26 protein-coding genes are annotated in these 26,308 nt (G+C 72.5%); 16 read left to right on the top strand and 10 right to left on the bottom strand.

The window, feature by feature from the left end:
* Positions 1-175: 175 nt before the first annotated feature.
* Positions 176-493 (top strand): hypothetical protein, encoded by a 318-nt coding sequence (locus AB0F29_RS36475; protein WP_361881719.1) that lies wholly within the window; start codon positions 176-178, stop codon positions 491-493.
* Positions 494-520: 27 nt separating this feature from the next.
* Here AB0F29_RS36475 and AB0F29_RS36470 read toward each other — a convergent pair whose 3' ends face one another.
* The 3 genes from AB0F29_RS36470 to AB0F29_RS36460 all read right to left on the bottom strand — a co-directional run bounded on the left by AB0F29_RS36470 (position 521) and on the right by AB0F29_RS36460 (position 4,109).
* Positions 521-1,372 (bottom strand): hypothetical protein, encoded by an 852-nt coding sequence (locus tag AB0F29_RS36470; RefSeq protein WP_361881745.1) that lies wholly within the window; start codon positions 1,370-1,372, stop codon positions 521-523.
* 336 nt (positions 1,373-1,708) lie between these two features.
* Complete coding sequence (locus tag AB0F29_RS36465; RefSeq protein WP_361881716.1) at positions 1,709-2,929, bottom strand: acetyl-CoA C-acetyltransferase; 1,221 nt, start codon at positions 2,927-2,929, stop codon at positions 1,709-1,711.
* A 178-nt stretch (positions 2,930-3,107) separates the two neighbouring features.
* On the bottom strand, positions 3,108-4,109 hold the full coding sequence (locus tag AB0F29_RS36460) for an SGNH/GDSL hydrolase family protein (RefSeq protein ID WP_361881742.1): 1,002 nt from the start codon (positions 4,107-4,109) through the stop codon (positions 3,108-3,110).
* 159 nt (positions 4,110-4,268) lie between these two features.
* Between AB0F29_RS36460 and AB0F29_RS36455 the strand changes: the two genes are divergently transcribed.
* A complete protein-coding gene (locus tag AB0F29_RS36455; protein ID WP_361881713.1) occupies positions 4,269-5,675 on the top strand; it encodes a cystathionine beta-synthase in 1,407 nt (468 codons plus the stop codon).
* 510 nt (positions 5,676-6,185) lie between these two features.
* Here the strand turns inward: AB0F29_RS36455 and AB0F29_RS36450 are convergent.
* Positions 6,186-6,602 carry a hypothetical protein gene (locus AB0F29_RS36450; protein ID WP_361881710.1) on the bottom strand — a complete coding sequence of 139 codons (417 nt, stop codon included), beginning with the start codon at positions 6,600-6,602 and terminating at the stop codon, positions 6,186-6,188.
* A gap of 184 nt (positions 6,603-6,786) precedes the next feature.
* Between AB0F29_RS36450 and AB0F29_RS36445 the strand changes: the two genes are divergently transcribed.
* The 3 genes from AB0F29_RS36445 (at position 6,787) to AB0F29_RS36435 (ending at position 8,811) form a co-directional block, all read left to right on the top strand.
* Positions 6,787-7,089: a hypothetical protein gene (locus AB0F29_RS36445; RefSeq protein ID WP_361881707.1), complete on the top strand. Its 303-nt coding sequence runs from the start codon at positions 6,787-6,789 to the stop codon at positions 7,087-7,089.
* A gap of 139 nt (positions 7,090-7,228) precedes the next feature.
* Positions 7,229-8,074: a MurR/RpiR family transcriptional regulator gene (locus AB0F29_RS36440; protein WP_361881704.1), complete on the top strand. Its 846-nt coding sequence runs from the start codon at positions 7,229-7,231 to the stop codon at positions 8,072-8,074.
* A gap of 197 nt (positions 8,075-8,271) precedes the next feature.
* Positions 8,272-8,811 carry a hypothetical protein gene (locus tag AB0F29_RS36435; RefSeq protein WP_361881739.1) on the top strand — a complete coding sequence of 180 codons (540 nt, stop codon included), beginning with the start codon at positions 8,272-8,274 and terminating at the stop codon, positions 8,809-8,811.
* Between the two features lie 100 nt (positions 8,812-8,911).
* Here AB0F29_RS36435 and AB0F29_RS36430 read toward each other — a convergent pair whose 3' ends face one another.
* From AB0F29_RS36430 to AB0F29_RS36410, 5 genes are all read right to left on the bottom strand, one after another.
* Positions 8,912-9,286: a hypothetical protein gene (locus tag AB0F29_RS36430; RefSeq protein WP_018961313.1), complete on the bottom strand. Its 375-nt coding sequence runs from the start codon at positions 9,284-9,286 to the stop codon at positions 8,912-8,914.
* Positions 9,287-9,431: 145 nt separating this feature from the next.
* Complete coding sequence (locus AB0F29_RS36425) at positions 9,432-9,896, bottom strand: roadblock/LC7 domain-containing protein (RefSeq protein ID WP_361881701.1); 465 nt, start codon at positions 9,894-9,896, stop codon at positions 9,432-9,434.
* A 38-nt stretch (positions 9,897-9,934) separates the two neighbouring features.
* Positions 9,935-10,744 (bottom strand): helix-turn-helix domain-containing protein, encoded by an 810-nt coding sequence (locus tag AB0F29_RS36420; RefSeq protein WP_361881698.1) that lies wholly within the window; start codon positions 10,742-10,744, stop codon positions 9,935-9,937.
* A complete protein-coding gene (locus AB0F29_RS36415) occupies positions 10,741-11,154 on the bottom strand; it encodes a hypothetical protein (RefSeq protein ID WP_361881695.1) in 414 nt (137 codons plus the stop codon). The genes AB0F29_RS36420 and AB0F29_RS36415 overlap by 4 nt, the downstream gene beginning before the upstream one ends.
* A gap of 151 nt (positions 11,155-11,305) precedes the next feature.
* Complete coding sequence (locus AB0F29_RS36410; RefSeq protein ID WP_361881692.1) at positions 11,306-12,688, bottom strand: APC family permease; 1,383 nt, start codon at positions 12,686-12,688, stop codon at positions 11,306-11,308.
* Positions 12,689-12,822: 134 nt separating this feature from the next.
* Here AB0F29_RS36410 and hutU point away from each other — a divergent pair, with 134 nt between their 5' ends.
* The 5 genes from hutU (at position 12,823) to AB0F29_RS36385 (ending at position 19,094) form a co-directional block, all read left to right on the top strand.
* A complete protein-coding gene (gene hutU, locus AB0F29_RS36405; protein ID WP_361881689.1) occupies positions 12,823-14,481 on the top strand; it encodes a urocanate hydratase in 1,659 nt (552 codons plus the stop codon).
* A 125-nt stretch (positions 14,482-14,606) separates the two neighbouring features.
* Complete coding sequence (locus tag AB0F29_RS36400; protein ID WP_361881736.1) at positions 14,607-15,815, top strand: allantoate amidohydrolase; 1,209 nt, start codon at positions 14,607-14,609, stop codon at positions 15,813-15,815.
* Entirely contained in the window at positions 15,806-17,173 is a 1,368-nt protein-coding gene (locus AB0F29_RS36395; protein ID WP_361881686.1) for a formimidoylglutamate deiminase, read from the top strand. Before AB0F29_RS36400 ends, AB0F29_RS36395 begins: the two co-directional genes overlap by 10 nt.
* 206 nt (positions 17,174-17,379) lie before the next feature.
* On the top strand, positions 17,380-18,552 hold the full coding sequence (hutI, locus tag AB0F29_RS36390; protein WP_361881683.1) for an imidazolonepropionase: 1,173 nt from the start codon (positions 17,380-17,382) through the stop codon (positions 18,550-18,552).
* Positions 18,549-19,094, top strand: a complete 546-nt coding sequence (locus AB0F29_RS36385; RefSeq protein WP_361881680.1) for a DUF6086 family protein — start codon at positions 18,549-18,551, stop codon at positions 19,092-19,094. Before hutI ends, AB0F29_RS36385 begins: the two co-directional genes overlap by 4 nt.
* Positions 19,095-19,295: 201 nt before the next feature.
* On the opposite strand, the gene AB0F29_RS36380 is transcribed toward AB0F29_RS36385, so the two are convergent.
* A complete protein-coding gene (locus AB0F29_RS36380) occupies positions 19,296-20,288 on the bottom strand; it encodes an RNA polymerase sigma factor SigF (RefSeq protein ID WP_361881677.1) in 993 nt (330 codons plus the stop codon).
* Positions 20,289-20,572: 284 nt separating this feature from the next.
* Here AB0F29_RS36380 and AB0F29_RS36375 point away from each other — a divergent pair, with 284 nt between their 5' ends.
* The 6 genes from AB0F29_RS36375 to AB0F29_RS36350 all read left to right on the top strand — a co-directional run bounded on the left by AB0F29_RS36375 (position 20,573) and on the right by AB0F29_RS36350 (position 26,277).
* Positions 20,573-20,941, top strand: coding sequence for an STAS domain-containing protein (locus tag AB0F29_RS36375; protein ID WP_118899212.1), 369 nt, complete (start codon positions 20,573-20,575; stop codon positions 20,939-20,941).
* Between the two features lie 202 nt (positions 20,942-21,143).
* Entirely contained in the window at positions 21,144-21,635 is a 492-nt protein-coding gene (locus AB0F29_RS36370; RefSeq protein WP_361881674.1) for an ATP-binding protein, read from the top strand.
* A gap of 206 nt (positions 21,636-21,841) precedes the next feature.
* Positions 21,842-22,576 carry a peptidase gene (locus AB0F29_RS36365; protein ID WP_361881671.1) on the top strand — a complete coding sequence of 245 codons (735 nt, stop codon included), beginning with the start codon at positions 21,842-21,844 and terminating at the stop codon, positions 22,574-22,576.
* 52 nt (positions 22,577-22,628) lie between these two features.
* A complete protein-coding gene (locus AB0F29_RS36360; protein WP_361881668.1) occupies positions 22,629-23,702 on the top strand; it encodes a hypothetical protein in 1,074 nt (357 codons plus the stop codon).
* On the top strand, positions 23,699-24,856 hold the full coding sequence (locus AB0F29_RS36355) for a hypothetical protein (RefSeq protein WP_361881666.1): 1,158 nt from the start codon (positions 23,699-23,701) through the stop codon (positions 24,854-24,856). The genes AB0F29_RS36360 and AB0F29_RS36355 overlap by 4 nt, the downstream gene beginning before the upstream one ends.
* Positions 24,857-24,870: 14 nt before the next feature.
* On the top strand, positions 24,871-26,277 hold the full coding sequence (locus AB0F29_RS36350) for a hypothetical protein (RefSeq protein WP_361881733.1): 1,407 nt from the start codon (positions 24,871-24,873) through the stop codon (positions 26,275-26,277).
* Positions 26,278-26,308: the final 31 nt, after the last annotated feature.

Here is a 26,308-nt window from a genome sequence, read left to right as displayed (position 1 = left end):
AACGCTCGGCTGGGAAACCCCAGCCGAGCGCCTGCATAAACTACTCGCGGCCTGACCAACACGACCACGTGTTGCGACGATCCCTAGAAACCGCCTCGTGCCTGCGGGCCGTTCCGCGTTCCGTGCGCCCCGGGGCGTTGGCAGCCGGGCGGGAGGGCCGCGTAGGGTCGGCCGGGTGCTCGATACGACGCCCCTGATCCTGGCCGTGGACCGATTCGCCGACCGGCTGCGCTCGGCCCCGCAGAGCCGCCTCCAGCGCGGTGCGGCCGCCGAGGCGCTGGCCGCGGCCCGCGAACTCGCCGCCCGGGCCCAGCGCCTGGAGAACCCGGACGCCGAGCCGCGTGAGCTGCCGGACGCCGGGATGTTCGCCGTGGGCGACCAGCTCGCCGTGGCCGGGCGGGACCTGGCCGTGGCACTGGAAACGGCCCCGTCCCGGGAGCTGGACGAGGCCGTGCGGTATGTCGGGGAAGCGGCGGCGCGGGCGTTCGCGTGATGCGTGTGCGGGGCCCGCGCCCGGCGGTCAGAGCGAGGCGATGACGCGGTCGGCGAGGATGTACACGTTGTCCTCGCCGCAGGAGAAGGTCAGCGCGTAGGCGCCCGAGACTCCCGAACCGCCCAGCAGTACCGGCTGCCGGCCCGCCCGCAGGGCGTCGGCGAGGCGCTCGGCGGTCTCTCGGTGACCGGGGGTCATGCAGAGCGTGGTGCCGTCGGCGAAGACGTACACGTCGAGCGTGCCCAGTGGGCCGGGCCGCACGTCGGTCAGCTCGGTCGCCGTGTCGGCCAGCTCCTCCAGCCGGTTCACGGTGCGCTCGTGGTCGGTGACCACAGGTGTCTGTACGGGGATGAAGTCCGGGTGCGAGGGGTGGCGGCGGCGGGCGGCGGCCAGCTCGGGGGAGTCCTCGGGGAACTCCGCGATCTCCGGGAGGTCGGTCAGCTCGCCGATCTCGTGCTCCGCGAGGGTCCGCTCGCTCAGCTCCGCGAGCTCCTCCATCGCCTCGGCCGCTTCGAGGTCCATCGACTCCAGGCCGGCGAAGTCGGCCTGCCGGGGCAGGTAGTACGGGGCGTCGTCGCCGAGGCCGGACAGGCCGCCCAGCAGGGACGGGGCGTCGGCGGCGTCACGGGCTTCCTGGGCGGCCCAGAAGGCGCGCGCCTCGGCCAGCTCGCGCTCGCGCTCCTCGGCGAGCGCTTCGGCGACGGCCGCGCGTATCTCCTCGGCGGGGGTGGCCGTACCGCGGCTCTGTGGAGGCACGGAAGCATGGAGGGCGTGACCGGCGGCCAGCTCCGTGCGCAGCGCCGCGACCTGCTTGCGCAGCCCGTGAGCGGCGTGCAGTGCGGCGGCGCCGACGGCCGTGGCAGCGGCGGTGGTCAGCAACAGGGCAAATGACATGGCGCTCACTGACATACTCCCGGTTTCTATCGATACCCCCGACTTCCTACATCAGCTTGGCCTGTACCGGTACGTGCTGTCAGTGCATTACGTCACGAAATGGACAGGTCTTTCGGTCCGATGTTTAGCCCCATACCGGCGCTGACCTGCGGAAACGACTCTCCCCCGGGACGCACATCACATCCTGGGGGAGATTCGGTCACGGTCGGGGCTCGGTGGGGTTAACCCAGCCGCTCGTGCTGGTGGTCGCGCTGAGCTTCGCCTCCGCTGCGGGCAGGTGCCGCACGCGTACCTCGCGCGACCCCTACCCTCCGCTGCGGCTCAGCTCAGCCGCTCGATCACCATCGCCATGCCCTGGCCGCCGCCCACGCACATCGTCTCCAGGCCCCACTGCTTGTCGTGGAACTGGAGGCTGTTGATCAGCGTGCCGGTGATGCGGGCGCCGGTCATGCCGAAGGGGTGGCCGACGGCGATCGCGCCGCCGTTGACGTTGACCTTGTCCAGCGGCAGGCCGAGGTCCCGGTAGGAGGGGATGACCTGGGCGGCGAACGCCTCGTTGATCTCGGCGAGGTCGATGTCGTCGATGGTCAGGCCGGCCCGCTTCAGCGCCTGCTTGCTGGCCTCGACCGGGCCGTACCCCATGATCTCGGGGGAGAGGCCGGAAACGCCGGTGGAGACGATCCGGGCCAGCGGGGTCAGGCCCAGCTCGCGTGCCTTGGTGTCGGACATGATCACCAGGGCCGCGGCGCCGTCGTTGAGCGGGCAGCAGTTGCCCGCGGTGACCAGTCCGTCGGGGCGGAAGACCGGCTTCAGGCCCTGCACACCCTCCATGGTGACGCCCGCGCGGGGGCCGTCGTCCTTGGCGACCACGGTGCCGTCGGGGGTGGTGACCGGGGTGATCTCCCGCTCCCAGAAGCCGTTCTTCAGGGCTTCCTCGGCGAGGTTCTGCGACCGTACGCCGAACTCGTCCATCTCCTGGCGGGTGACGCCCTTGGACCGGGCCAGGTTCTCCGCCGTCTGTCCCATCGAGATGTACGCGTCCGGCACGAGGCCGTCCTCGCGCGGGTCGTGCCAGCTCGCGCCGGACTCCTCGGTGCGGGCGGCGGTGCGGGCCTCGGCGTCGGCGAACAGCGGGTTGTGCGTGTCCGGGAGGCTGTCGGAGTTGCCCTTGGCGAAGCGGGACACCATCTCGACGCCGGCCGAGATGAAGACGTCGCCCTCGCCCGCCTTGATCGCGTGCAGCGCCATGCGGCTGGTCTGCAACGAGGAGGAGCAGTAGCGGGTGACCGTACAGCCGGGAAGGTGGTCCATCCCCATCTGCACGGCGATGATGCGGCCGAGGTTGTTGCCCTGCTCGCCGCCGGGCAGACCGCAGCCCAGCATCAGGTCGTCGATGTCCTTCGGGTCCAGCTCCGGGACCTTGGCCAGCGCGGTCTGGATGATCGTGGCGGTCAGGTCGTCCGAGCGCAGGTCCTTGAGGGACCCCTTGAAGGCGCGGCCGATCGGCGAACGGGCGGCAGAGACGATCACGGCTTCGGGCATCACGCGGCTCCAAGGGGGCTGGAAGGCTGTGTGGGCGGACGGAACTCCTCTGGAAGTTACCCGGACGTATCGTCGGGGTCACCCGGCAGGCCGTGTGATGCGGGACTCTTTTCTAAGCGCTTGCTCAGGATGTCCTGCCGCTTGTCCTGCCGAACTCCCGCCGGGTGGCGACGACCCCCTACGTGTGCCTGTGGGCGGCGTCCGGGTGCGGGTGCGGAGCGGGTTCCGTGGAGGCGGGCAGACGCCGCCGCCGGCGGTGCTTGAGGAGGGCCCAGGGAGCGCGCGCCCCCGTGACCTCCGTACCGGCCTCCCGGGCCGCCTGGGACGCGGCCTTCGCCACCGGGAGGATGTCCTCGCGGCGTGCGCCGTCCAGCCGGTCGGTCTCCGGCCACAGGCCCAGCGCCGCGCACAGCGTGGGCAGCACCGCCATGGCCGCCGTGGCGTAGCCCTCGGCGGAAGGGTGGTAGTTGTCCGGGCCGAACAGCTCGCGCGGGTTCGCCGCGAACTCCGGGCCCAGCAGATCGCCCAGCGACACCGTGCGCCCGCCCTGCTCCACCGCGCCGATGGTCTGCGCGGCCGCCAGCTGCCGGCTCACCCGTCGGGCCACCCAGCGCAACGGCTGGTAGACCGGCTCGATCGTGCCCAGGTCCGGGCAGGTCCCGACGACCACCTCCGCCCCCGCCGTCCGCAGCCTGCGCACCGCCGTCGTCAGACAGCGCACCGACTGGGTCGCGGGCATCCGGTGCGTGACGTCGTTCGCCCCGATCATGATCACGCAGACGTCCGGGACGCGTGCCGGGTCCGCCAGCAGCAGCGACACCTGCCGCTCCAGGTCGTCCGACCTGGCCCCCGGCAGGGCCACGTTCCGCAGGTCCACCGGCCGCTCGGCCACCGCCGCGAGCCCCGAGGCCAGCAGCGCGCCCGGGGTCTGCCCGGCCCGCCGCACGCCCTGGCCCGCGGCCGTCGAGTCCCCGAGCATCCCGAGCCGCATCGCGTCGTTCGGCCCGGCGAACGCCACTCCGTACCGCCCGTCCGCGCTCGGCGGGACCGGCGCGGCCCCGCTGCCCACCTGCCTCTTCGCGAGCTGGACCTCCGCCAGGAACACGCCCACGGCCGCCGCACCGATCAACCCGATGCTGCCACCGCCGTAGGCCGCGCCCGCCGCGATCCGCCGTGCCACCCTTGCTCTCGACACAGTCCGGTCCACCTCCTCCTCGCCGTACAGCCGTACACGTACCTACTTGCCCCGCTGGGGGCTCGGTGTACTCCTTCCCGTACGCGGAGTGCGTCCCGTACGCATACTCTGGGCCGGACCATCTCGGAGATCCCGGAGTACACGGTGCAATTCCACGATTCGATGATCAGTCTTGTCGGCAACACCCCGCTGGTGAGGCTGCGCAACGTCACGGCAGGCATCCAGGCGACGGTCCTGGCCAAGGTCGAGTACTTCAACCCCGGCGGGTCGGTGAAGGACCGCATCGCGCTGCGCATGATCGAGGCGGCCGAGCGGAGCGGGGAGCTGAAGCCCGGCGGCACGATCGTCGAGCCGACCAGCGGCAACACGGGCGTCGGCCTCGCCATCGTCGCCCAGCAGAAGGGCTACAAGTGCATCTTCGTCTGCCCGGACAAGGTGTCCACGGACAAGATCAACGTGCTGCGCGCGTACGGCGCGGAGGTCGTCGTCTGCCCCACCGCCGTTGACCCCGAGCACCCGGACTCGTACTACAACGTCTCCGACCGGCTGGTCACCGAGACGCCGGGCGCCTGGAAGCCCGACCAGTACTCCAACCCGAACAACCCGCGCTCGCACTACGAGACCACCGGTCCCGAGCTGTGGGAGCAGACGGAGGGGAAGATCACCCACTTCGTCGCGGGCGTCGGCACCGGCGGCACGATCAGCGGCACCGGGCGCTACCTCAAGGAGGTCAGCGAGGGCGCGGTCCAGGTCATCGGCGCGGACCCGGAGGGCTCGGTCTACTCCGGCGGCTCCGGGCGGCCGTATCTGGTCGAGGGCGTCGGCGAGGACTTCTGGCCCAGCGCGTACGACCGCACCGTCACCGACGAGATCGTCGCGGTGTCCGACAAGGACTCCTTCCAGATGACGCGGCGGCTCGCCAAGGAGGAGGGGCTGCTCGTCGGCGGCTCCTGCGGCATGGCGGTCGTCGGGGCCCTGGAGGTCGCCAGGCGGCTCGGCCCCGAGGACGTCGTCGTGGTGCTGCTCCCCGACAGCGGGCGCGGCTACCTGAGCAAAATTTTCAACGACGAGTGGATGGCCGACTACGGCTTCCTGGAGAACACCGGCACCTCCGCCAACGTCGGCGCGGTCCTGGACTTCAAGGAGGGCCCGATGCCCTCCCTGGTCCACATGCACCCGGAGGAGACGGTCGGCGAGGCCATCGAGGTGCTCCGCGAGTACGGCGTCTCCCAGATGCCGATCGTGAAACCGGGCGCCGGTCACCCGGACGTGATGGCCGCCGAGGTCATCGGATCGGTCGTGGAGCGGCAGCTGCTGGACGCGCTGTTCACCCAGCGCGCCTCGCTGGCCGACCCGCTGGAGAAGCACATGTCGGCCCCGCTGCCGCAGGTCGGCTCCGGCGAACCGGTCGAGGACCTGATGGCCGTGCTCAGTGGCGCGGACGGCGCCGACGCGGCGATCGTGCTCGTCGAGGGCAAGCCCAAGGGCGTCGTGAGCAGGCAGGACCTGCTGGCGTTCCTCGCCAAGGACGCGGGCACGGCGAGGGCCTGACGGGCCGGAAGCACGGACCGGGCCGCGGCACCTGACGGTCCTGCGGTGGCCCTGCCGCGGGCCTTCGCGGAAGCGGCGGGCCTTCGCTGGAGCGGCGGGCCTCCGCGGAAGGGGCGGGCCTTCGCGGAAGGGGCGGGCCTTCGCGAAAACGGTACGAGCGCGTCACGTCCGCGCAGCACCCGCTTAACACGGCTCCGGCACATTGGTGGGTGTCGGCAGGGAAACCCGCCGGCCCCCAGAACGGCGACACCGGACTACGGAGCGGCTCCCGGACCTCCACCGTCGCCCGGACGCGGGCAACCGGCCCTGACCCGGACCGCGTCCCTCGCGGGGACCGCCGTCGTCCCGCCCTCCGGGTGACCGGGGGTGCGGCGGTCCCCGCGACAGACTTCGCAGACCCCGCAGACGACAGTGCGGCCGGACTCCCCGTGGGCCCGGCCGCGCTGTCATGCCCGGGCCTCGGCCAGGCTCCTGGAGGCTCGCGCCCGTCGTGGGTGATCGTGGCGGCGCTCAGTCCCTCCAGTCGGACGGCGCGCGTTCCTCCCGGCGGCGGAACAGGCCGCCGCCCCGCGCCGCCTGGAACGCGTTGACGCCGACGATGCCGAGCCAGGCCACGACCAGCCCCTCGATCCCGGCGTTCGCGACGCCGATCGCGGACAGCGGAATGGCCAGGATCAGCGAGACGATCCCCAGACCGTGCCGCTCCCCGAAGCTCCACGGCTCCGCCGGACGCGCCCCCCGGGCGACGGACATCTGCTGTTCGGCGAGCTGACGGCGGACCCGGCGGTCGAGCGTGGTGTCGAGCCGCTGCTCGACCTTCTCCAGGAACGAGTCGATGAGCGCGGTCTCGTACTCCGCGCCCAGCTCGCCGCGGGCCTGGAGGGTGGCGGCGAGCTCCTTCTTGAGCTCGTGGTCACGGGCTTCCATGCCTCCGACGGTACGGAGGCCGAGGCGCGGTGACAGTGGGGCTAACCCCCGAGTTTCGTGGGGCTAACCCCCCTCCGAGTCCTACCGTCCCACGCGGCTTCGACTCCGGCCGGTGGCCTACGCTGGAGCACTGCCTCAAGGCGAAAGGCCGGCGAGAGCGCTGACAGGGATGAAAGGCGACTCCATGCCGCAGGACGACTCCATGCCGCAGGACGGCCTCGTTCCCCCCGGTCCGGACGAGGAATCCGCCTGCCGGGTGTGCGGACACGACGACGGCGACCTCTTCTGGGAAGACGGATGGCCCACAGCGCTCATCTGCGTGTGCTGCGGAAACGAGTCGGATGTGTCCGACACCAGTCTCATGGGGGTCCGGAACTACCGCGGCTACTGGACAGGGAGCGGTGCGGCATGGCACTCCCCCTCCCTCAAGCCCCAGGGCTGGGGCCTCCTTGAGCAACTGGCCCGCATCCCAGCGGAATGGCGTTAGTCCGGGCTTCGGCTCTCGAACCGGAACACCCCTCCCCGCCCGCCCCCACCGCACTGCATATGGACATACAACGACCTTCCTGGCTGAATAGAACGGTCGGCGCCGGTCGTGGCGCGACGGATCCAGCAAGGGGACAGGCATGAGTGGGAGCAGCCCCGCCGCACGGTTGCAGCGGCTCTTCGAGGGCCACCGGCTCACGCCCACCCAGCGGCGCATCGCGCACTGCATGGTCCGCCGGGCCGCCGACGCGCCGTTCCTCTCCAGCGTCGAGCTGGCCGAACTGGCCGGGGTCAGCCAGCCCTCCGTCACCCGCTTCGCCGTCGCCCTCGGCTTCGACGGCTATCCGGCGCTGCGCAGGCACCTGCGCGAGGTCGCGCCCGCCGACGGGGAGCAGGACGACCCGGGGGAGACGTACAACGAGTACCAGCAGGCGGTCCGCGCCGAGATCGAGAACCTCCAGCACCTCTGTGACGTGCTCGCCGACCCCGCGCCCGTCGAGCGGGCCGGGCGGCTGCTCGCCGGCTCCCGGCCGTTGCCGGTGCTGGGGCTGCGCGCCGCCTCCTCGCAGGCGCGCGGCTTCGGCTACTTCGCCGCCAAGGTGCACCCCGACGTCCGGGTCCTCGACGAGGGCGGCAGCATGCTGCCCGACCGGATCGACTCCGCCCGTCGGGCCGGGGCCACCGTCCTGATGTGCTTCGCGCTGCCGCGCCACTCCAAGGAGAGCGTGGACGCGCTCGCGTACGCCCGGGACCAGGGGCTGACCGTGGTGACGGTCGCCGACTCCGCCTTCGCGCCCGTCGCCAAGCACAGCGATCTGCTGCTCCCGGCGGCGATCGGCTCCGGGCTCTCCTTCGACACCGTCTGCGCGCCGATGCTCCTCGGCCGGGTGCTGCTGGAGGCGATGTGCGACGGACTTCCCGACGCCCAGGCCCGGTTGGAGGAGTTCGACGCCCGGGCGGCGGCCCGCGGTCTGTTCGTGGAGTGAGGGCCCGCGCCAGGCTTCGCGGATTTCTCAGGCATCGCTCATCTGCGGCGGTTAATCTCCGCGCCCAGAAGCACCGCGGCATCGGCGGTGCGCGGGATCATGGATCGCGGGAACCGGGGACGCGGGTTCGCGGCATCGCGGCGTCGTGGAGCGAGAGGGGTACGGACGTGGGGCGCGGAGGGCAGTCGCTGGCGAGAGTGGCCGTGGCCGTACGGGCAGGGTCGGCGCCACTGTGGTGGGCGGGCCTGGTGGCCGCGGCGGCGGGGGCGTTCGTCCCGGGTCTGACCGGGCGTCGGATCGGGCTGCTGGCCGGGGCGGCGCTCTTCATCGTCACCGCGGCCGTCGTGGCCCTGGCGCGTGGGAAGCGGTACGCGGAACTGGCCCGGAGCGCCTCCCGCGCCGGGCGGGGCGACTTCCTCCAGGACCGGGCCGTGACCGTACGGATGTGGCGGCGCGGGCGCAGGTGGTGGCTGCTGGGGGCGTTCGTCGTCGCGGTGGCGTCCTCGTTCGCGCTGCCGGGGACCGGCGGGCTGCTGCTCGCCGGGGCGGGTGCGGGCCTGTGGCTGAAGGCCGTGCGCATCGGACAGCGGGAGCGCCGTGACGACGTCCTGTACTGGGTGCGCACCGACTGGACCGGGCACGGGGGGCCGGTGGGCAAGCGGGTGAAGGCGTACCGGACGACGGGGCCGGAGGCGGGGGACGCCGCGCCGGGCGGGGCGCGGCGTCGCCGCCGGTGAGGTCGGACCTCTCAGGGCCGAACCGAAGACCTCGCAGAGGCCGGACCGTGCCGGGGGCAGACCTTCAGCCTGACCTCGCAGGGGTCGGGCCGTGCCCGCGTCAGACCTCCAGGCCCGCCTCGATCTTCTTCAGCTGGTGGCGGGCCATCGCCAGGTTCGCCCGGCTCGCGTCCAGCACCAGGTACAGGAACAGACCGTTGTTGCCACGGGTCTTGAGCAGCCGGATCAGGTGGTACTGGGTGCCGAGCGTGATCAGGATGTCCTCGATCTCGTCCTTGATGCCCAGGTGCTCCATGGTGCGGAGCTTGGCGCGGACCACGTCGGTGTTGCCCGCGGCGGCGACCTCCAGGTTGAAGTCCTTGCCGCCGCCGAGCGTGCCAAGGGCCATCCCGCTCGTGTAGTCGACGAGGGCGACACCCGTGGCGCCCTCGATCGAGCTCATCGCTTCCTTCAGTGTCGCTTCGGTGTTCGCCATGGAGGCTCGTTTCCTTTCCCTGGCCGGTCGTGGTGACCGGGTCCGTTTCTGTGGTGGCTGCTGTGCGGGCCGGTGCGCGGGCTTCTGCGTGATGGCGTGAGTCCCGGTGGTGGTGGTGACGCTGCGGGCGGGGGGATCGGGCCGCCTACGTGGGGCGTTGCGGCAGGGTGCGGCCGGGCGCGGTGGCGGGGCGCGGGGGTGCGGCGGTGACGGGACGCTCCGTGCGTGGCAGCGCGGCGTCGACGAGTTCGCCGATACGGGCGCCCGCGCGGCGGCCCTCCAGATGGAGCCGGCCGACGTTGATGCGGTCCTCGGCCAGCAGGGTCAGGACGGCGGAGGAGCCTGCGGCGTAGGTGGCGATGTAGCCGCTGTCGCCGCGGACGAGCAGTTCGCGGAAGCCGCCCCGGCCGGTGGCGTCGGTCATCCGGATGGAGACGCCGAGGGCGGCCGCGGTGAGGGCGGCGACGCCCTCCGCCTCGACGCCCGGGGTGTCGTGGGCCAGGACGAGACCGTCGGTGGAGGCGGCCAGCGCCCCGGAGAGCAGCGGGACCCGGGCGCGTAACCGCTGGAGCTCGACGAGGACATCACGCACTTCGGCCTCGGGCACCATCAGCTGTCTCCTCCCGGCACGCTGTCTGAGCGCGCGTATCACAGGGCCTCCAATGCGTCTCGGAGCCGGCGCAACAGGGCGATGTCGGGGTCGGCCGTCACCTCGGGGAGCGCGATCCGGTCGTATGGGGACGAGGCCGGCAGGGGCTGGACGCGGACCGCCTCCACCAGGCCGGCCGCCGCGAGGCGCCGCAGGTCGACCAGGATGTGGAACGCCGAGCGGCCCAGCGCCCGCGCGATGTCCGAGGCGGTACGGACCCCGTCGGCCAGCTCCAGGAGGCGGCGCTGCCGGGCCGGGAGCGGGGCGTCGGACGGATGCGCCGCTGTCCGCAGCAGTGGCGCGCCGTCGCAGGCGGGGTCGGGCCAGATCCGGTCCAGGAACTCCCGTCTGCGCAGTGTCTCGCGCTCCACGGCGGCCACCGGGACCGGCCGCACCGGACCGATCCAGTGGGCCACCCCGTAGCGGAAACGGGCGGGCGTCCCGGTCGGGGCGAGCGCGAAGAACGCGGCGTCGTACAGCGCGCCGAGATGGCACAACTCCAGTGCGCCGCCCGGCACATGACCGCTGTCGACGAGATAGCGGCCGACCCGGCGGTGCGCCCCGGCCTGGGCCACGGCGTCCCACCAGCCCTCGTGCCGCAGGGTCCCGCCGACGGTGAGCAGGACGTCGATGCCGGGGGTGGCGGGGCTCTCGGCGTGCACCACCTCGCCGTCGGCGAGGTAGAGCGTGCCCCGGTCGCGCATCAGGGCGCCGGTGGCGCGCTCGGCGGCGAGGCGCTGGAGCATCGGGGAGAGCACCGGGAGGCGCTCCGTACCGGGGGCGTCGGGGTCGGCGGCTATCGCGCTCATGCCAGCACCAGGCGCTCGGCCAGCTCGCCCAGGCGCATCCGGGCGAGCGCGAGATTGCCCTCGGAGCGGTCCAGCCACAGGTGCAGGAAGACGCTGCTGTCGAAGGCGGTCTCGACGAACCGCAGCATGTGGTAGCCGTCGTGGGTGGTGACGATGACGTCCTCGACGGGGGTGCTCGGCGCCTTTCCGGGGTGCTGTGCGCCGCCGTCCGGGGCGAGGTGGGCGAAGGCCGGCTGCTCGGCGGTCATCCGGGCGACCTCCGCCGTCTCGGCGGCGGTCGCCTCGTGGTCGCCGTTGGGGGATTCCCCGATGGTGCCGAGGGCGAGGCCGCTCGTCCAGTCGACCACCGAGGCGCCCCGGGCGCCGGGCAGCCTCATGACTTCGAGCAGGCACTCGTCGATTCCGGGCACGCGGATCTCCCCTCCCGACGTGGCGTACGGCTGTAACGCAGAGGCTACGCAACGTGCTTACGACGGGTGGAGGTTCTGGCATTTTCCTTTGGTACATGCGGCCCGCGGTGTAAAGGAGCGGCCGAAACGCGGTGGCGGTGGGCAGTGTCCGTCAGGCGTCCGGGGCGCCGGACCTCTCGCGGGCCGCCATCACCGCTTTGTTGAGCACCCACAGTCCGATCCCGATCAGCAGCAGGATCCCGGCCCGGACGTACACGTCGGAGCCCCGGTCGGCCAGCGGGCTCGCCAGGATCAGCGAGGTGAGCGCGCCGAGCACCGGAAGCGCCGTGGGTGTACGGAAGTGGTGGTGGTCCACCCGGTCCTTGCGGAGCACCAGAACGGCGACGTTGACGACGGCGAAGACACAGAGCAGCAGGAACGAGGTGGTGTCGCCGAGCCCCTCGATCTCGCCGGTGGAGACCAGGCCGATGGCCAGGAGGGAGACGAAGACGATGCCGACCCAGGGGGTGCGGCGGCCGGCCAGCACCTTGCCCATCGCGGGCGGCAGGATGCGCTCGTTGGCCATGCCGTAGCAGAGCCGCGAGGCCATCATGATGTTGATCAGCGCCGAGTTGGTGACGGCGAACAGGGCGATCAGCGCGAAGAGTTTCGGCGGGAAGTCGACGCCCCCGGCCTTCACCACCTCCAGCAGCGGGCCGCTGGAGCCCGCCAGGGTGCGGGAGTCGACCAGGAGCGAGGAGACCAGGGCGACCAGGACGTAGACGGTGCCGGTGATGCCCACCCCGATGAAGATCGCGCGGGGGAAGGCGCGGGCGGGGTTCTTGGTCTCCTCGGCCATGTTGACCGAGTCCTCGAAGCCTACGAACGCGAAGAAGCCCAGGGCGGTGGCGCCGAGCACCCCGGTGACCAGGGCGTACCCGGTGCCGCCGGTCTCGATCTGGGTCAGCCGGGAGGGCTCGCCGTCGCCGCTGAACACGGCGTACGCGCCGATCGCGAGGATCACCGCGAGTCCGCTGACCTCGACCAGGGTCAGGACGACGTTCGCCTTCACCGACTCGGCGACCCCGCGGAGGTTGATCGCGGCGAGGGCGAGGACGAACAGGATCGCGATCAGGGTCGGCGGCACCGCGTCGGTGAACTCCGCCAGATAGTCGCCGCTGAACGCCCGTGCCGCCGCGCTCGCCGAGGAGAGGCCCGAGCACATCACCATGAAGGCGACGACGAAGGTAAGGAACGGGACCTTGAACGCCTTCTGGGTGTAGAGCGCGGCCCCGGCCGCCTTCGGGTACTTGCCGACGAGTTCCACGTACGAGGCCGCCGTCAGCAGGGCGACGGCGAAACCGATCGCGAACGGCAGCCACAGCGCGCCGCCGACCTTGCCCGCCACGTTTCCGGTGGTCGCGTAGATGCCGGTGCCCAGGATGTCGCCGATGACGAAGAGGATCAGCAGCTTGGTGCCGAGGGCGCGCTTGAGCGGCGGCGATCCTCCAGGGTTCGTGGGATCGCCGGTCGTGGGGGATTCGGCAGTGCTCATCGACGCCTCCGGTCCATGCTGCGCATCACTGGCAGAACCTGTTCCCGGCCGCGGCGCGAACCGCACCTGTTGACTACGACTATTCAGAGCATCAGGATGTGAATAGATTTTCACCGTCGCGAGGAGGCACCGCCATGTCAGGACCCCGCCCCGTACGGGCACCGCGCGGCAGCGCGCTGACCACCCTGGGATGGCAGCAGGAAGCCGCCCTGCGGATGCTCCAGAACAACCTCGACCCCGAGGTCGCCGAGCACCCCGACAAGCTCGTCGTCTACGGCGGCACCGGGAAGGCCGCCCGCGACTGGCGCTCGTTCGACGCGATGGTCCGCACTCTGGAGACGCTCAAGCAGGACGAGACGATGCTCGTCCAGTCCGGGCGGCCGGTCGGCGTCATGCAGACCCACGAGTGGGCGCCGCGCGTGCTCATCGCCAACTCCAACCTGGTCGGCGACTGGGCCAACTGGGAGGAGTTCCGCCGGCTGGAGGCGCTCGGCCTCACCATGTACGGCCAGATGACCGCCGGGTCCTGGATCTACATCGGCACCCAGGGCATCCTCCAGGGCACCTACGAGACCTTCGCCGCCGTCGCCGCGAAGAAGTTCGGCGGGACGCTGGCCGGGACGATCACCCTGACCGCCGGGCTCGGCGGCATGGGCGGCGCCCAGCCGCTCGCCGTCACCATGAACGACGGCGTCGCCATCTGCGTCGACTGCGACCCGCGCGCCATCGAGCGCCGGATCGAGCACCGCTTCCTGGACGTGAAGGCCGACAGCCTGGAGCACGCCCTCCAGCTCGCCGTCGAGGCCCGCGACGCCCGCCGCCCGCTCTCCATCGGCCTCCTCGGCAACGCCGCCGAACTGCTGCCCCGGATGCTCGCCGAGAGCGCGCCCATCGACATCGTCACCGACCAGACCAGCGCCCACGACCCGCTGGCCTATCTGCCGCTCGGCGTCGACTTCGACGACATGGCCGACCTCGCCGCCGACAAGCCCGCCGACTTCACCCTGCGCGCCCGCGAGTCGATGGCCCGCCACGTCGAGGCCATGGTCGGCTTCATGGACGCCGGCGCCGAGGTCTTCGACTACGGCAACTCCATCCGCGGCGAGGCCCGGCTCGCCGGGTACGACCGTGCCTTCGACTTCCCCGGCTTCGTCCCCGCCTACATCCGCCCCCTCTTCTGCGAGGGCAAGGGCCCCTTCCGCTGGGCCGCGCTCTCCGGCGAGGCGTCCGACATCCACAAGACCGACAAGGCGATGCTGGAGCTGTTCCCGGAGAACGAGTCGCTGCACCGCTGGATCAGGATGGCCGGCGAGCGCGTCCACTTCCAGGGACTGCCCGCCCGCATCTGCTGGCTCGGCTACGGCGAGCGCGACAAGGCCGGCGAGCGCTTCAACGACATGGTCGCGAGCGGCGAGCTGGCCGCCCCGCTGGCCATCGGCCGCGACCACCTCGACTGCGGCTCGGTCGCCTCCCCGTACCGCGAGACCGAGGCCATGCTCGACGGCTCCGACGCCATCGCCGACTGGCCGCTGCTCAACGCCATGGTCAACGTCGCCTCGGGCGCCTCCTGGGTCTCCCTCCACCACGGCGGCGGCGTCGGCATGGGCCGCTCCATCCACGCGGGCCAGGTCTCCGTCGCGGACGGCACGAAGCTCGCGGGCGAGAAGATCCGCCGCGTGCTGACGAACGACCCGGGCATGGGCGTCATCCGCCACGTGGACGCCGGGTACGACATCGCCGAGAACGTCGCCGCCGACCAGGGTGTACGCGTCCCCATGACGGAGGGCAACTGATGCCGTCCGGCACACCCGGGGGCACTCCCGGCACGCCTGGGGGCACTCCCGGCACCCCCGGGGGCGAGTCCGCCACCTCCTCCGGCGCCCGGGAGCGGTGGCGCGCGGGTGACTCCTTCCTCTCGATGTGGCGGGAGCTGACCCCCATCGGGCGCCACTCCGACAGCGGCGGCTACCGGCGCTACGCCTGGTCACCGGCGGACCTCGACTGCCGGGCCTGGTTCCGCGCGCAGGCCGAGGCACGCGGTCTCGCGTACGAGGCCGACCGCAACGGCAACCAGTGGGCCTGGCTCGGCGACCCCCTGGCCGGGGACGCCGTCGTCACCGGGTCCCACCTGGACTCCGTCCCGGACGGCGGCGCCTTCGACGGCCCGCTCGGTGTGGTGTCCTCCTTCGCCGCGTTCGACGAACTCCACCGCAGGGGAGTGGAGTTCACCCGGCCGCTGGCGATCACCAACTTCGGTGACGAGGAGGGCGCCCGCTTCGGCCTGGCGTGCGTCGGGTCCCGGCTCGCCGCCGGGCAGCTCGCCGTCGCCGACGCCCACCGGCTGCGCGACGCGGACGGGGCCACCCTGCCCGCCGCCATGGAAGCCGCCGGATACGACCCCGGGACCATCGGCCCCGACCCGGAACGGCTCGCCCGGATCGGCGCGTTCGTCGAACTCCACGTCGAGCAGGGCCGCGCCCTCGACCTGACCGGCGACCCCGTCGGCATCGCCTCCGCCATCTGGCCGCACGGCCGCTGGCGGTTCGACTTCCGGGGCGAGGCCAACCACGCGGGCACCACACGCCTCGCCGACCGCCGCGACCCGATGCTCACGTACGCCGAGACCGTGCTCGCCGCCCGCCGCGAAGCCGAACTGACCGGGGCTCTCGCCACCTTCGGCAAGATCGCGGTCGAGCCCAACGGGGTCAACGCCATCCCCTCACTCGTGCGCGGCTGGCTCGACTCCCGCGCCGCCGACCAGTCCACCCTCGACGCAGTCGTCACCGGAATCGAGCGGGCCGCCCGGGAGTACGCCGAGCGGGCCGGGATCGACCTCGACGTCGTCCGCGAGTCGTTCACGCCCGTCGTCGCGTTCGAGCACGCCCTGCGCGACGAGCTCGGCAAGATCCTGGAGGCGAGCGGCGACACGGGGCGTCCTCTGCCCGTCCTCGGCACCGGCGCGGGCCACGATGCGGGTATTTTGTCCGCCTCGGCGCCCACCGCCATGCTCTTCGTGCGCAACCCCACCGGCATCTCGCACTCACCCGCCGAGCACGCCACCGAGGACGACTGCACGGCCGGTGTCGGGGCGCTCGCCGACGTACTGGAAGGTCTCGCGTGCAGCTGACACACCGGACGGCGGGCGCACCCGTCACCGCGACGTACTGGATGGACCACGCCTGGCTCGGCACCCACGTCGAGCCGGGCGTCACCCTGGACGTCGCGGACGGCCGCATCGCCGGGATCAGGACCGGGGTCGAGACCCCGCCGCCCGGCGCGACCGCGCTGCGCGGCCTGACCCTTCCCGGCCTCGCCAACACCCACTCCCACGCCTTCCACCGGGCCCTGCGCGCCACCGTCCAGGTCGGCTCGGGCACCTTCTGGACGTGGCGCGAGCTGATGTACCGGACGGCCTCCCGGCTCACCCCGGACACCTACTTCGACCTGGCCCGCGCCACGTACGCCGAAATGGCCCTGGCCGGGATCACGGCCGTCGGCGAATTCCACTACCTGCACCACACCCCCGGCGGCACGCCCTACGCCAACCCGAACGCCATGGGCGAAGCGCTGATCGCGGCCGCCGCCGAGGCCGGGATCCGCATCACGCTGCTGGACACCGCCTATCTCGCCGCCGGATTCGGCGAGAAGCCCAACCGGCACCAGCTGCGCTTCTCCGACACCACCGCCGAGGCCTGGGCGGAGCGCGCCGACCTCCTCAAGGGCGACGACCACACCCTCATCGGTGCGGCCGTCCACTCCGTCCGGGCGGTCCCCGCCGGACAGCTGGCCACCGTCGTGCGGTGGGCCGAGGAGCGGAACGCCCCGCTCCACGTCCACCTCTCCGAGCAGACGGCGGAGAACGACGCCTGCCGGGCCGCCCACGGCCGCACCCCCACCCGGCTGCTGGCCGACCACGGGGTCCTCGGCCCGCGCACCACGGGCATCCACAACACGCACCTGACCGAGGAGGACATCGAGCTGCTCGGCTCCTCGGCCACCGGCACCTGCATGTGCCCCACCACCGAACGCGACCTGGCCGACGGCATCGGCCCCGCCGCCGCCCTCCAGAAGGCGGGCTCGCCGCTCTCGCTGGGCAGCGACAGCCACGCCGTGATCGACCTCTTCGAGGAGGCGCGCGCGATGGAGCTCAACGAGCGGCTGCGCACGCACATCCGGGGCCACTGGACGGCCGCCGCCCTGCTCCGGGCCGCCTCCGCCGACGGGCACGCCGCACTCGGCCGCCCCGACGCGGGCGTGCTGGAGCCGGGCGCCCCCGCCGATCTGACCACCGTCGCCCTGGACTCCGTCAGGACGGCCGGGCCGGTGCCCCGACTGGCAGCGGAGACCGCCGTATTCGCCGCCTCCGCCGCTGATGTGCGGCACACGGTGGTGGCGGGCCGGCACATCGTCCGGGACGGCCGTCACACCCGGATCGAGGACGTGCCCCGGGCACTCGCCGAGGCCGTGGCCGCCCTGCACCACTGACCCCGGACCTGCCCGAGCCCCCGGACGGAACCCCGCCCGCAGAACCGGACCGGAACTCGCCTGAGACCCCGGACCGGACCCCGCCCGAGCCCCCGGACGGAACCCCACCCGCAGAACCGGACCGGAACCCGCCCGAGACCCCGGACCGGAATCCGCCCGCAGAACCGGAATCGGACTCCCCGGAACGCAAGGAGAACACTCTCCAGATGACGACCACCGCCGTCACCCACATCGCCAGCCTGGTCACCAATGACCCCTCCCTCGGCAACGGGACCCCCCTGGGCCTGATCCAGGACGCGGCCGTCGTCATCGACGGCGACCGCATCGTCTGGACCGGTGAATCCAGCAAAGCACCCGCCACTGACAACGTCCTCGACGCGGCCGGCCGCGCGGCGATCCCGGGCTTCGTCGACTCCCACTCCCACCTGGTCTTCGCGGGCGACCGCACCCAGGAGTTCAACGCCCGCATGTCCGGGCAGCCCTACCGCGCCGGCGGCATCCGCACCACCGTCGCCGCCACCCGGGCCGCCTCCGACGAGGAGCTCTCCGCCAACGTCGCCCGCTACCTCGCCGAGGCCCTGCGCCAGGGCACCACCACCTTCGAGACCAAGTCCGGCTACGGCCTCACGGTGGAGGACGAGGCCCGCGCCCTGCGGATCGCGGCCCGCCACACCGACGAGGTCACCTACCTCGGCGCCCACATCGTCTCCCCCGACTACGCCGACGACCCCGCCGGGTACGTCGACCTGGTGACCGGCCCGATGCTGGAGGCCTGCGCCCCGCACGCCCGCTGGATCGACGTGTTCTGCGAGCAGGGGGCCTTCGACGGCGACCAGGCCCGCGCCATCCTCACGGCGGGCCGCGCCAAGGGGCTGCACCCCCGGATCCACGCCAACCAGCTGACGTACGGCCCCGGCGTCCAGCTCGCCGTCGAGCTCGACGCGGCGTCGGCCGACCACTGCACCCACCTCACCGACGCGGACGTCGACGCGCTCGGCCAGGGCGACACGGTGGCCACGCTGCTCCCGGGCGCGGAGTTCTCCACCCGCGCCACCTGGCCCGACGCCCGCCGGCTCCTCGACGCGGGAGCCACCGTCGCGCTCTCCACGGACTGCAACCCCGGCTCGTCGTTCACCTCGTCCATGCCGTTCTGCGTCGCGCTGGCCGTGCGCGACATGGGGATGACCCCGGACGAGGCGATCTGGTCCGCCACCGCGGGCGGGGCCGCGGCTCTGCGGCGTTCGGACATCGGCCGGATCACCCCCGGCGCCCGCGCCGACCTGGTCCTCCTCGACGCCCCGAGCCACGTCCACCTCGCCTACCGCCCGGGCGTCCCGCTGGTCAGCGCGGTCTGGCGGAGCGGGCAGCGGGTGGTGTGACGGCGGCCCGGGGGCCGGGGCCGGGGCGCGTTCATGATCGAACGCTCCACGGGAACGGGCCCCGGCTCGCCTTCCGTGAGGGTCTGACAAGACGTAAGGTCGGCCCCCGTGGCCAACAGGGAGAGGGTGACGTGAGTCAGTACTACAAAATGGGTCACCGAACCCTGTGGAACCCGTCGAGCGGCGCATCTCGGCTGTTCACGCGTCAGGTAGCCCTCTATCAAGCCGAGTTGGGTCTGACATCCGGCATCGGCCCCATGGAGGCCGACGAGTGCCAGATCGACCCCACCGTATTCGCGGCGTTCGCCAACGCTCTGCTCGCCTGGCACGCCGAAACGAGGCACGCCGTCATGGCCACCCTGTCCGCAGGGTTCGTCGCCACGGTGCTGGCCTTGGCCGAGAAGGCGAACATCGACGTGGACTGGCGGGCCGCCGAGAGTGCCGAGAGCGATTACCTCAAGATCGCGGGACCTCATGCGAAGGAGTGGACGGCCGCGCTGCGACAGCAGGTGCGCGAACTCACCCGGAGACTGGCGCCCTGAGGATCGGCACGTCAGCCGCGCCCGGAACAGGCCGGCGCCCGGGGCAGGCGAGCACCCGGGGCGGGCTCGCAACCGGCACCGGCACCGTGCCCCCGCACGCGGAAGGACCCGCTCCCGGCGTCCGGGGCGGGTCCTTCCGCGGTGCTGCTCGAACGGCCGTGGAGCCCCTTGGGAGGACTGCGGGCCGCGTCGGGGTCGGGGTCACTCCTCCACGGTCAGTCCCTTGCGGAGCTTGGCCAGCGTCCTGGAGAGCAGCCGGGACACATGCATCTGAGAGATGTCGAGCTCCTCGCCGATCTCCGACTGCGTCATGTTGCTGACGAAGCGGAGCGAGAGGATCATCCGGTCCCTGGCGGGCAGCGCGGCGATCAGCGGCTTCAGCGACTCGACGTACTCGATGCCTTCGAGACCGTGGTCCTCATAGCCGATGCGGTCCGCGAGGGCGCCCTCGTTGTCGTCCTCCTCGGGCTTGGCGTCCAGCGAGCTGGCGGTGTACGCGTTGCTCGCGGACATGCCCTCGACGACCTCCTCCGGGCTGATGCCGAGGAGTTCGGACAGCTCCGCCACGGTGGGCGCGCGGTCCAGCCGCTGCGAGAGCTCGTCGCCGCCCTTCGCCAGGTCGAGCCGCAGCTCCTGGAGCCGGCGCGGTACGCGCACGGACCAGCTGGTGTCACGGAAGAAGCGCTTGATCTCGCCGACGATCGTCGGCATCGCGAACGTGGGGAACTCCACGCCGCGGCTCAGCTCGAACCGGTCGATCGCCTTGATCAGGCCGATGGTGCCGACCTGGACGATGTCCTCCATCGGCTCGCTGCGCGAGCGGAACCGGGAGGCGGCGAACTTGACGAGCGCGAGGTTGAGCTCGACGAGGGTGTTGCGGACGTAGCTGTACTCATGGGTGCCCTCTTCGAGGGACTCCAGCCGCTCGAAGAGCGTCTTCGACAGGGCCCTGGCGTCCAGAGCGCCCACTTCGGCGTAGGGCGGGATCTCGGGAAGCCCTTCGAGTCCCTCGCCGGCCGCGCCGGAGAAGTCTGAGGTGGTGCCGGTGGCGTCAGTGGCGCCGGAGGTGGTGCTGGTGGTGCTGGTGCGCGGGCCGGGAACGGCGCTCGCGGCGGGAGAGTCGGAATTGGTCGGTCCCTGAGGACATGCCGACGGCGCGTTGTGGGTACGCGCTTCGTCGAGCCGGGGTGACATGGGTCTCCTCCATCGTTCTCGGCATATGGCTGCCGATGCCCATACGTGTTCCTGCGGTGAAGCGGCGCCTCCAAAGCCGGTTGTGTTTCTGGTGTCCCTCTACCCATACCCGGTCCTGGCCAGCAGTGACAAGCGCCAATTGCCGCCATATGTCCGGTTTGTTGAGGTCTCCGACTACCGCGTGGCGAACGGAACGCGTAATGTTTTAGGCACGTCGCGGCAGCTATGCATATAGCCGCACAGGCAGTGACGCGCACGGTGACGAACGGCGAAGAGGGTCAGGCATGGACCGCGGGACGGTCGGCAGTGCTAACCGGGGTCGACTTCAGGTCGAGGCCCGGACCGAGGGGCGCAGCGAGGTCGTGACGCCGGTGGGTGAGCTCGACCACCACACCGCCGATCTGCTGCGCGAGCCCCTGGAGAACGCGGTCGAGCAGGGGCGGTCACGCCTGGTGGTCGACTGCTCTCGGCTGGATTTCTGCGATTCCACCGGGCTGAACGTCCTGCTCGGCGCCCGCCTCAAGGCGGAGGCGGCCGGCGGAGGGGTTCATCTGGCCGGAATGCTGCCCGTCGTGGCGAGGGTGTTCGAGATCACCGGCGCGGAGGCGGTCTTCACCGTCCACGCCACGCTCGAAGAGGCCCTGGCCACCTGAGCCGGCGAGAGCGTGCGACCGCGGACGTCCTCGATGTCGCCTGTGTCACGCGATCGTGTGCCTCAAGTGGGTGTTGTTGCGACACGGCAGGGCAGGAGACACCCCGGCGGTGCCCCGCAAGGGCTCCGGCACACTCGGTAACTGATCACTATCTGTTGAACGGCGACATGGCGACATGGCGAATCGGTGAGGTGAAGCGCTGATGAGCACCACCCGGCAGCATCCGCCGGGCGACCTCGGTCGCGAGCCGGACGGAGCGGGCGCAGCCTCGACCGTCCCGGCCGAGCGGCAGTGGCGCACGCTCTCACTCGGGCAGGCCGCCGGCATTGTTCCGACGGCCCGTGACTTCGCCCGGCAGGCGCTGCACGACTGGGGCTGGCTCCCGGCGTCCACCGCGGACCGCAGGGCCGCCGCCGAGGACGTCCTGCTGGTCGTCTCCGAGCTGGTGACGAACGCCTGTCTGCACGCGGAGGGCCCCGAGGAGCTCCGGATCGGCCACACGCCCAAGGTGCTGCGAGTGGAGGTCGTCGACCGGGGAGCCGGTCAGCCCGCCCCCCGTACGCCGCACCGCGCCGGCCGGCCCGGCGGGCACGGCATGTTCATCGTGCAGCGCCTCTGCCTCGACTGGGGCGTCCTGCGCACTCCGGACGCACCCGGCAAGACCGTCTGGGCGGAGCTCGCCGCCCCCGCCTAGCCGCACCCCTCACCCGTACACCCCACCGGTACGCCTCGGGCGCACCTCTCACCCGCACCGCAAAGAGCGCGCCGGATCGGCGCGCTCTTTGTCTTCCCTCCATCAGACCCCGGGCGTACCTTGGGCGCCGAATCTGATGTGCCGTCAGTAATGTGCGCCCGTACGGGTCGTGGCGCGCGGCGGCGTCCGGCTGAGGGGAACACGAGGTGTCGAACCAGAAGCGGACCACTCTCGCGCTGGCGGCTGCGCTGGCGGGCTCGATCGTGGTCGCGGGCGCGCCCGCCGCGCACGCCGAGGTCGTGGATGTCAACTACCAGTGCGTGACGCCCATCGGGCCCAAGGGGGCGGTCTCGCCCATCGATATCAAGGGCGTGAAGAGCGGCGACGGCTACAAGCTCACCATGTCCTTCCAGAAGGGCGTCTCCTCCAGCCCGGTCGAGCTGGGCAAGGGGGCCATGAACCCGAGCGCCGTGATCGAACTGGGCGGCGCGGAGCAGGGGAAGGTCCAGGTCACAGGGCCGGCGAACAGCGAGGCGATTCCGGCCAACGCCCCGATCAAGATCAGCGATCTGTCGGGGACGTACACCCCGAAGAAGAGCGGCAAGGTCACCTTCACCGCCGGGGTCCTCACCATCAAGGCCCTCGGTACGACCACCACCTGTACGCCGAAGAACAGCCCCGGCCCCTCCCTCGAACTCGACGTCCAGGGGGCGGGCGGTTCATCGGGCGGCGGCTCCACCGGCGGCGGTTCGACGGGCGGCGCGTCCACCGGCGGTGCGACCGGCGGTGCGACCGGTGGCGCTTCGGGTGGCGGTGAGTTGCCCCGCACCGGCCCGCTGGACTCGGCGGCTGCTCTCGGCACGCTCGGCGGCACCGTGCTGCTGAGCGGAGCGGCCGGCGTGCTCTGGCTGACCCGGCGAGGACAGCGCTCCGCGGGCTGAGACCGGCACGGTCCAGCGCAGCATCGCCGCCGGAAGGCAGAGGAGCCGCCCCATGTCGCCGTCCACCCCGCGCCTCCGCCGGGCGCTGCTCGTCCTCACGGCGGTGCTCGCCGCGCAACTGTGCGCGCTCACCCCGCCCCCGGCCGCCGCAGAAGTCCCGGCCCTCGCGGACGCCCCGCCCGACACCGCCGCTCCGCCCGACACCGCCGCTCCGGCCGACACCGCCGCTCCGCCCGAGACCGCCTCCCCGGCCGACACCACCCCTGCCGACGCGGACGCCCCGGCGGGCTGGTCGGCCCGGCCCGCCGGCGGAGGCGCCGGCCGGGACGCCCGGCCGTACGTCTATCTGGAGGGCACCCCCGGCACGGCCCTCCAGGACCGTCTCGCGGTGACCAACCCGGGCCGCGCCCCGCTGACCGTACGGCTACGGGGCGACGGCCGGGCCGGGGCCTGGATCGGGTTCGCCGCGGATACCGTCACCGTCCCGGCCCGGACCCGCGCCGAGGTGCCGCTCGCCCTCACGGTGCCGCCCGACGCGGTGCCCGGCGACGCTTCCGGGGAGGTCGTGGCCGACGACGGGGACGCGGAGGTCCGCGTACCGGTCCGGGTCCGGATCGGCGGTCCGACGCTGGCGGCGCTCACCGTCGAGGACGTCGAGATATCCGGCGGGACCATCCGGTACGCCCTGGTCAACCGGGGCAACGCGACACTGGAGCCCCGGCTCGCGGTACGCGCCGACGGGATGTTCGGCACGCTGCTGGACCTCCCGGAACGTCCCCTGCCGCTGGAACTGGCCCCCGGCCGGCGGGTGGAGCGGGCCGAACCCTGGCCCGACGCCCCGGCCCTGGACGCGGTCACCGTACGGCTGCGGGTCACCGCCCCGGGGGGCGCCCGGGACGAGGCCGAGGCCTCGGCGACGTACGTCCCGGTGGCCCCGGCCGTCGGCGCCGGGCTGCTGGTCCTCGGCGGCCTGGCCCTGCTCGGCTCCCGCGCGTACCGGCGGCGCAGCGGGCGGGGCGACCCCGAACCGGCGGCCGCGGAACCGGCCGACGACGGGAGACCGGCCACGGGGACGAGCCCCTTGGCGAACGCGGGACCCCTGGTGAAGGCGGGAGCGGAATCGTGACGTGGCAGCCCGGCCCCCGAGCCTCCCGGCGCACCGCACCACCCGTCCTCCTGCTCCTGGCGGCCACCCTCCTGGCCCTCCTGCCCGCCCTGTCCGTCCTGGCGGCGCCGGGCGCGCGGGCGGCCGACGGCGATCCCGCCGTCAGCCTGTCCAAGAAGGAGGCGGGCAAGGGCGGAGAGATCACCGTCAGCGGCAGCGGCTGGCGCGCCGAGGCCTTGCTGATGCTGCTGATCTGTGGTCAGTCCACGCCGGAGCGGGGCGTGGTCGGCGGCACCAACGCCTGTGCCAATGCCGACGGCCGCGCCGTCACGACCGACGAGAAGGGCGCCTTCAGCAAGAAGCTGCCGGTCACGGAACCGCCGAAGCCGTGTCCCTGCGTGGTGCACGTCGCCACGGTGACCGGTGAACAGGCGCTGGCCGACGCGGTGTTCACGGTGGCGGGCCACCCCACGGCGGATCTGCCGAAGCAGACCGGCGGCGGAAAGCTCGCGGTGCTGGCCACCACCCGCCTGGAGGGCGACAGCTCCCTGCTCACCTGGTTCGGGGCCCCGCCGGCCCGTCGGCTCGTCTTCACCGTGGGCAATCTCGGGTCCGCGCCCGTCAAGGACCCCGTCTTCGAGATCGGTACCGCGCACGGCGTCTACGCGCCGCAGTGGGAGGAGCGGCAGTGGCGCGGCACGGTCGCCCCGGGCGCCAAGGCGCGGATCAAACTGCCGGTCGAACTGTCGGCGGGCGCGCACGGCGACTACCAGGTGTCCCTGCGGTACGGGCAGAAGGTGCTGGCCGAACAGCCGTGGGGGGTCGGCCGCCCCTGGGGCGTCACGCTCTTCTGGGTCCTGCTCTGCCTGGTCGTCCCGGCGGCCGTCTTCCGTATCGGCATGGCGGTCGTGGACAAGGTCCGGCCGCGTCCCGCCGGCTCGCACCGTACGCGTACGCCGGCCACGAGACGGAGGCCGAAGCGGCGCGGGCGCACCGGCGCGAGCGCCGGCCAGAACGCGACCACGACCCCGGGCGCGCCCACTGAAGCGACCACGAACGCCGCCACGGCCCCGGGCGCGACCACAGACGCGACCACGGCCGTGCTGCCGTGGTTCACCCCGGATTCCGCACCGTCGGAGAACCGACCCCGACCCACGACGAAGGGACAAGCGTGAGCACGCAACGGAGGATGAGCGCGGCCGGAGTCGCGCTGATGCTCGGCGGCGCGGGCATCCTGATGGCCGCGAGTCCGGCCCAGGCCGCCGAGGTCAGTTACGCGACGGAGTGCGTTCCGCCGCCGATCTCGGGACTGCCCGCGGTGCAGGGCACCACGAAGGTGGAGCTGTCCGCCCCGGCCGAGGCGAAGGTGGGCGACGAGATCGAGATCGTCTGGAAGACGGTCGAGGCCGCGTCCAAGAACCCGGACGTGCTGGATCTGGCAGCGGACACCGTCAAGCCGACCGGAACCGTCACCCTGGGCGGTTCGGCGAGCGGCGAACTGAAGCTGGAGGGCCCCCGGCAGAACCCGCCGATTCCCAAGAACAGCCCCATGGTGCTGCCCGACATGAAGGGCACGCTCAAGCTGGAGACCGCGGGGGAGATCACCCTGACGCCGGGCGCGTACGACATCAACGTGTCCAAGCCGATCTCCACGGACACCAAGTGCGCGCCGAAGGAAGAGGTGCGGGCGGGCGCCACGATCAAGGTCACCGAGGGCGGCGGCTCCACCACGGGCGGCACAACCTCCGGAGGTACGACATCCGGAGGTGCGGACAGCGGCGGCACGGACGCCGGAGGCACCTCCTCCGGCGGCGCCGACACCGGAGGAACCACGTCCGGCGGCACGACATCCGGAGGCACGACGTCGGGCGGCTCGGACGGCGGCGCGGACACCGGGGGCACCGCGTCCGGCGGCAGCACCGGCGGCGGGGGCGGGGAGACCGACTTCCCCGGCAAGGAGGTGTCCGTCGCCTACGCGTGCAAGACCCCGATCGGGGACAAGAACGCCACCTCACCGGTCAGGATCAGCGCCAGGAAGAGCGGCGGCGACTACAACCTGACAGTGGAGTTCAGCAAGTCCGTGATGGACAGCCCGATCGACATCCCGGCGGGCCAGGTGAAGCCGTCCATGGACGTCGGGCTCGGCGGGGCGGACAAGGGCACGGTCAAGGTCGAAGGACCCGTCAACAAGGAGGTCATCAAAACCGGCGCCCCGATCGAGATCCCCGACCTCACCGGCACGTACAAGCCCGGCGCGAACGGCACATCCACGCTCAGCCCCGGCGTCCTCACCGTGATGGCCGCCGGTACGACGACCACCTGCACCCCGCCCGCGGGCGTGGCCGTCTCCCTGGAGCTGGACACCTCCGCCCAGCCGGGCGGCGCGTCCGGAGGCAGCGGGAGCGGCGGCGCGGCGGACTCCGGCGGTACCGCGGTGTCCGGCGGCGGCACGGACTCCGGTGGCGGCCTGGCCGCCACCGGGGCCGAGGACGACGGCGCGCTGAGGGCGCTCGGCCTGGTCGCCGGCACGGCGATCCTGCTGGGCGGCGCGGTGTTCACGTTCACCCCGTGGCGGAGGCTGCGCGGCGCCCGCTGAGCCGGGACCACGAGCGGGGGCCCCGCCCGGA

This window comes from Streptomyces sp. NPDC026589 (genome assembly GCF_040638385.1).
Taxonomy (GTDB): Bacteria; Actinomycetota; Actinomycetes; order Streptomycetales; family Streptomycetaceae; genus Streptomyces.
This window is presented reverse-complemented; position numbering and strand designations above follow the sequence as displayed.

Coding starts and splice junctions, on each gene's coding strand:
- AB0F29_RS36465 (WP_361881716.1), bottom strand. CDS start 2,929: ATGCCCGAAGCCGTGATCGTCTCTGCCGCCCGTTCGCCGATCGGCCGC.
- AB0F29_RS36450 (WP_361881710.1), bottom strand. CDS start 6,602: ATGGAAGCCCGTGACCACGAGCTCAAGAAGGAGCTCGCCGCCACCCTC.
- AB0F29_RS36445 (WP_361881707.1), top strand. CDS start 6,787: ATGCCGCAGGACGACTCCATGCCGCAGGACGGCCTCGTTCCCCCCGGT.
- AB0F29_RS36440 (WP_361881704.1), top strand. CDS start 7,229: ATGAGTGGGAGCAGCCCCGCCGCACGGTTGCAGCGGCTCTTCGAGGGC.
- AB0F29_RS36430 (WP_018961313.1), bottom strand. CDS start 9,286: ATGGCGAACACCGAAGCGACACTGAAGGAAGCGATGAGCTCGATCGAG.
- AB0F29_RS36425 (WP_361881701.1), bottom strand. CDS start 9,896: ATGGTGCCCGAGGCCGAAGTGCGTGATGTCCTCGTCGAGCTCCAGCGG.
- AB0F29_RS36420 (WP_361881698.1), bottom strand. CDS start 10,744: ATGAGCGCGATAGCCGCCGACCCCGACGCCCCCGGTACGGAGCGCCTC.
- AB0F29_RS36410 (WP_361881692.1), bottom strand. CDS start 12,688: ATGAGCACTGCCGAATCCCCCACGACCGGCGATCCCACGAACCCTGGA.
- hutU (WP_361881689.1), top strand. CDS start 12,823: ATGTCAGGACCCCGCCCCGTACGGGCACCGCGCGGCAGCGCGCTGACC.
- AB0F29_RS36400 (WP_361881736.1), top strand. CDS start 14,607: ATGTGGCGGGAGCTGACCCCCATCGGGCGCCACTCCGACAGCGGCGGC.
- hutI (WP_361881683.1), top strand. CDS start 17,380: ATGACGACCACCGCCGTCACCCACATCGCCAGCCTGGTCACCAATGAC.
- AB0F29_RS36380 (WP_361881677.1), bottom strand. CDS start 20,288: ATGTCACCCCGGCTCGACGAAGCGCGTACCCACAACGCGCCGTCGGCA.
- AB0F29_RS36375 (WP_118899212.1), top strand. CDS start 20,573: ATGGACCGCGGGACGGTCGGCAGTGCTAACCGGGGTCGACTTCAGGTC.
- AB0F29_RS36370 (WP_361881674.1), top strand. CDS start 21,144: ATGAGCACCACCCGGCAGCATCCGCCGGGCGACCTCGGTCGCGAGCCG.
- AB0F29_RS36360 (WP_361881668.1), top strand. CDS start 22,629: ATGTCGCCGTCCACCCCGCGCCTCCGCCGGGCGCTGCTCGTCCTCACG.
- AB0F29_RS36350 (WP_361881733.1), top strand. CDS start 24,871: ATGAGCGCGGCCGGAGTCGCGCTGATGCTCGGCGGCGCGGGCATCCTG.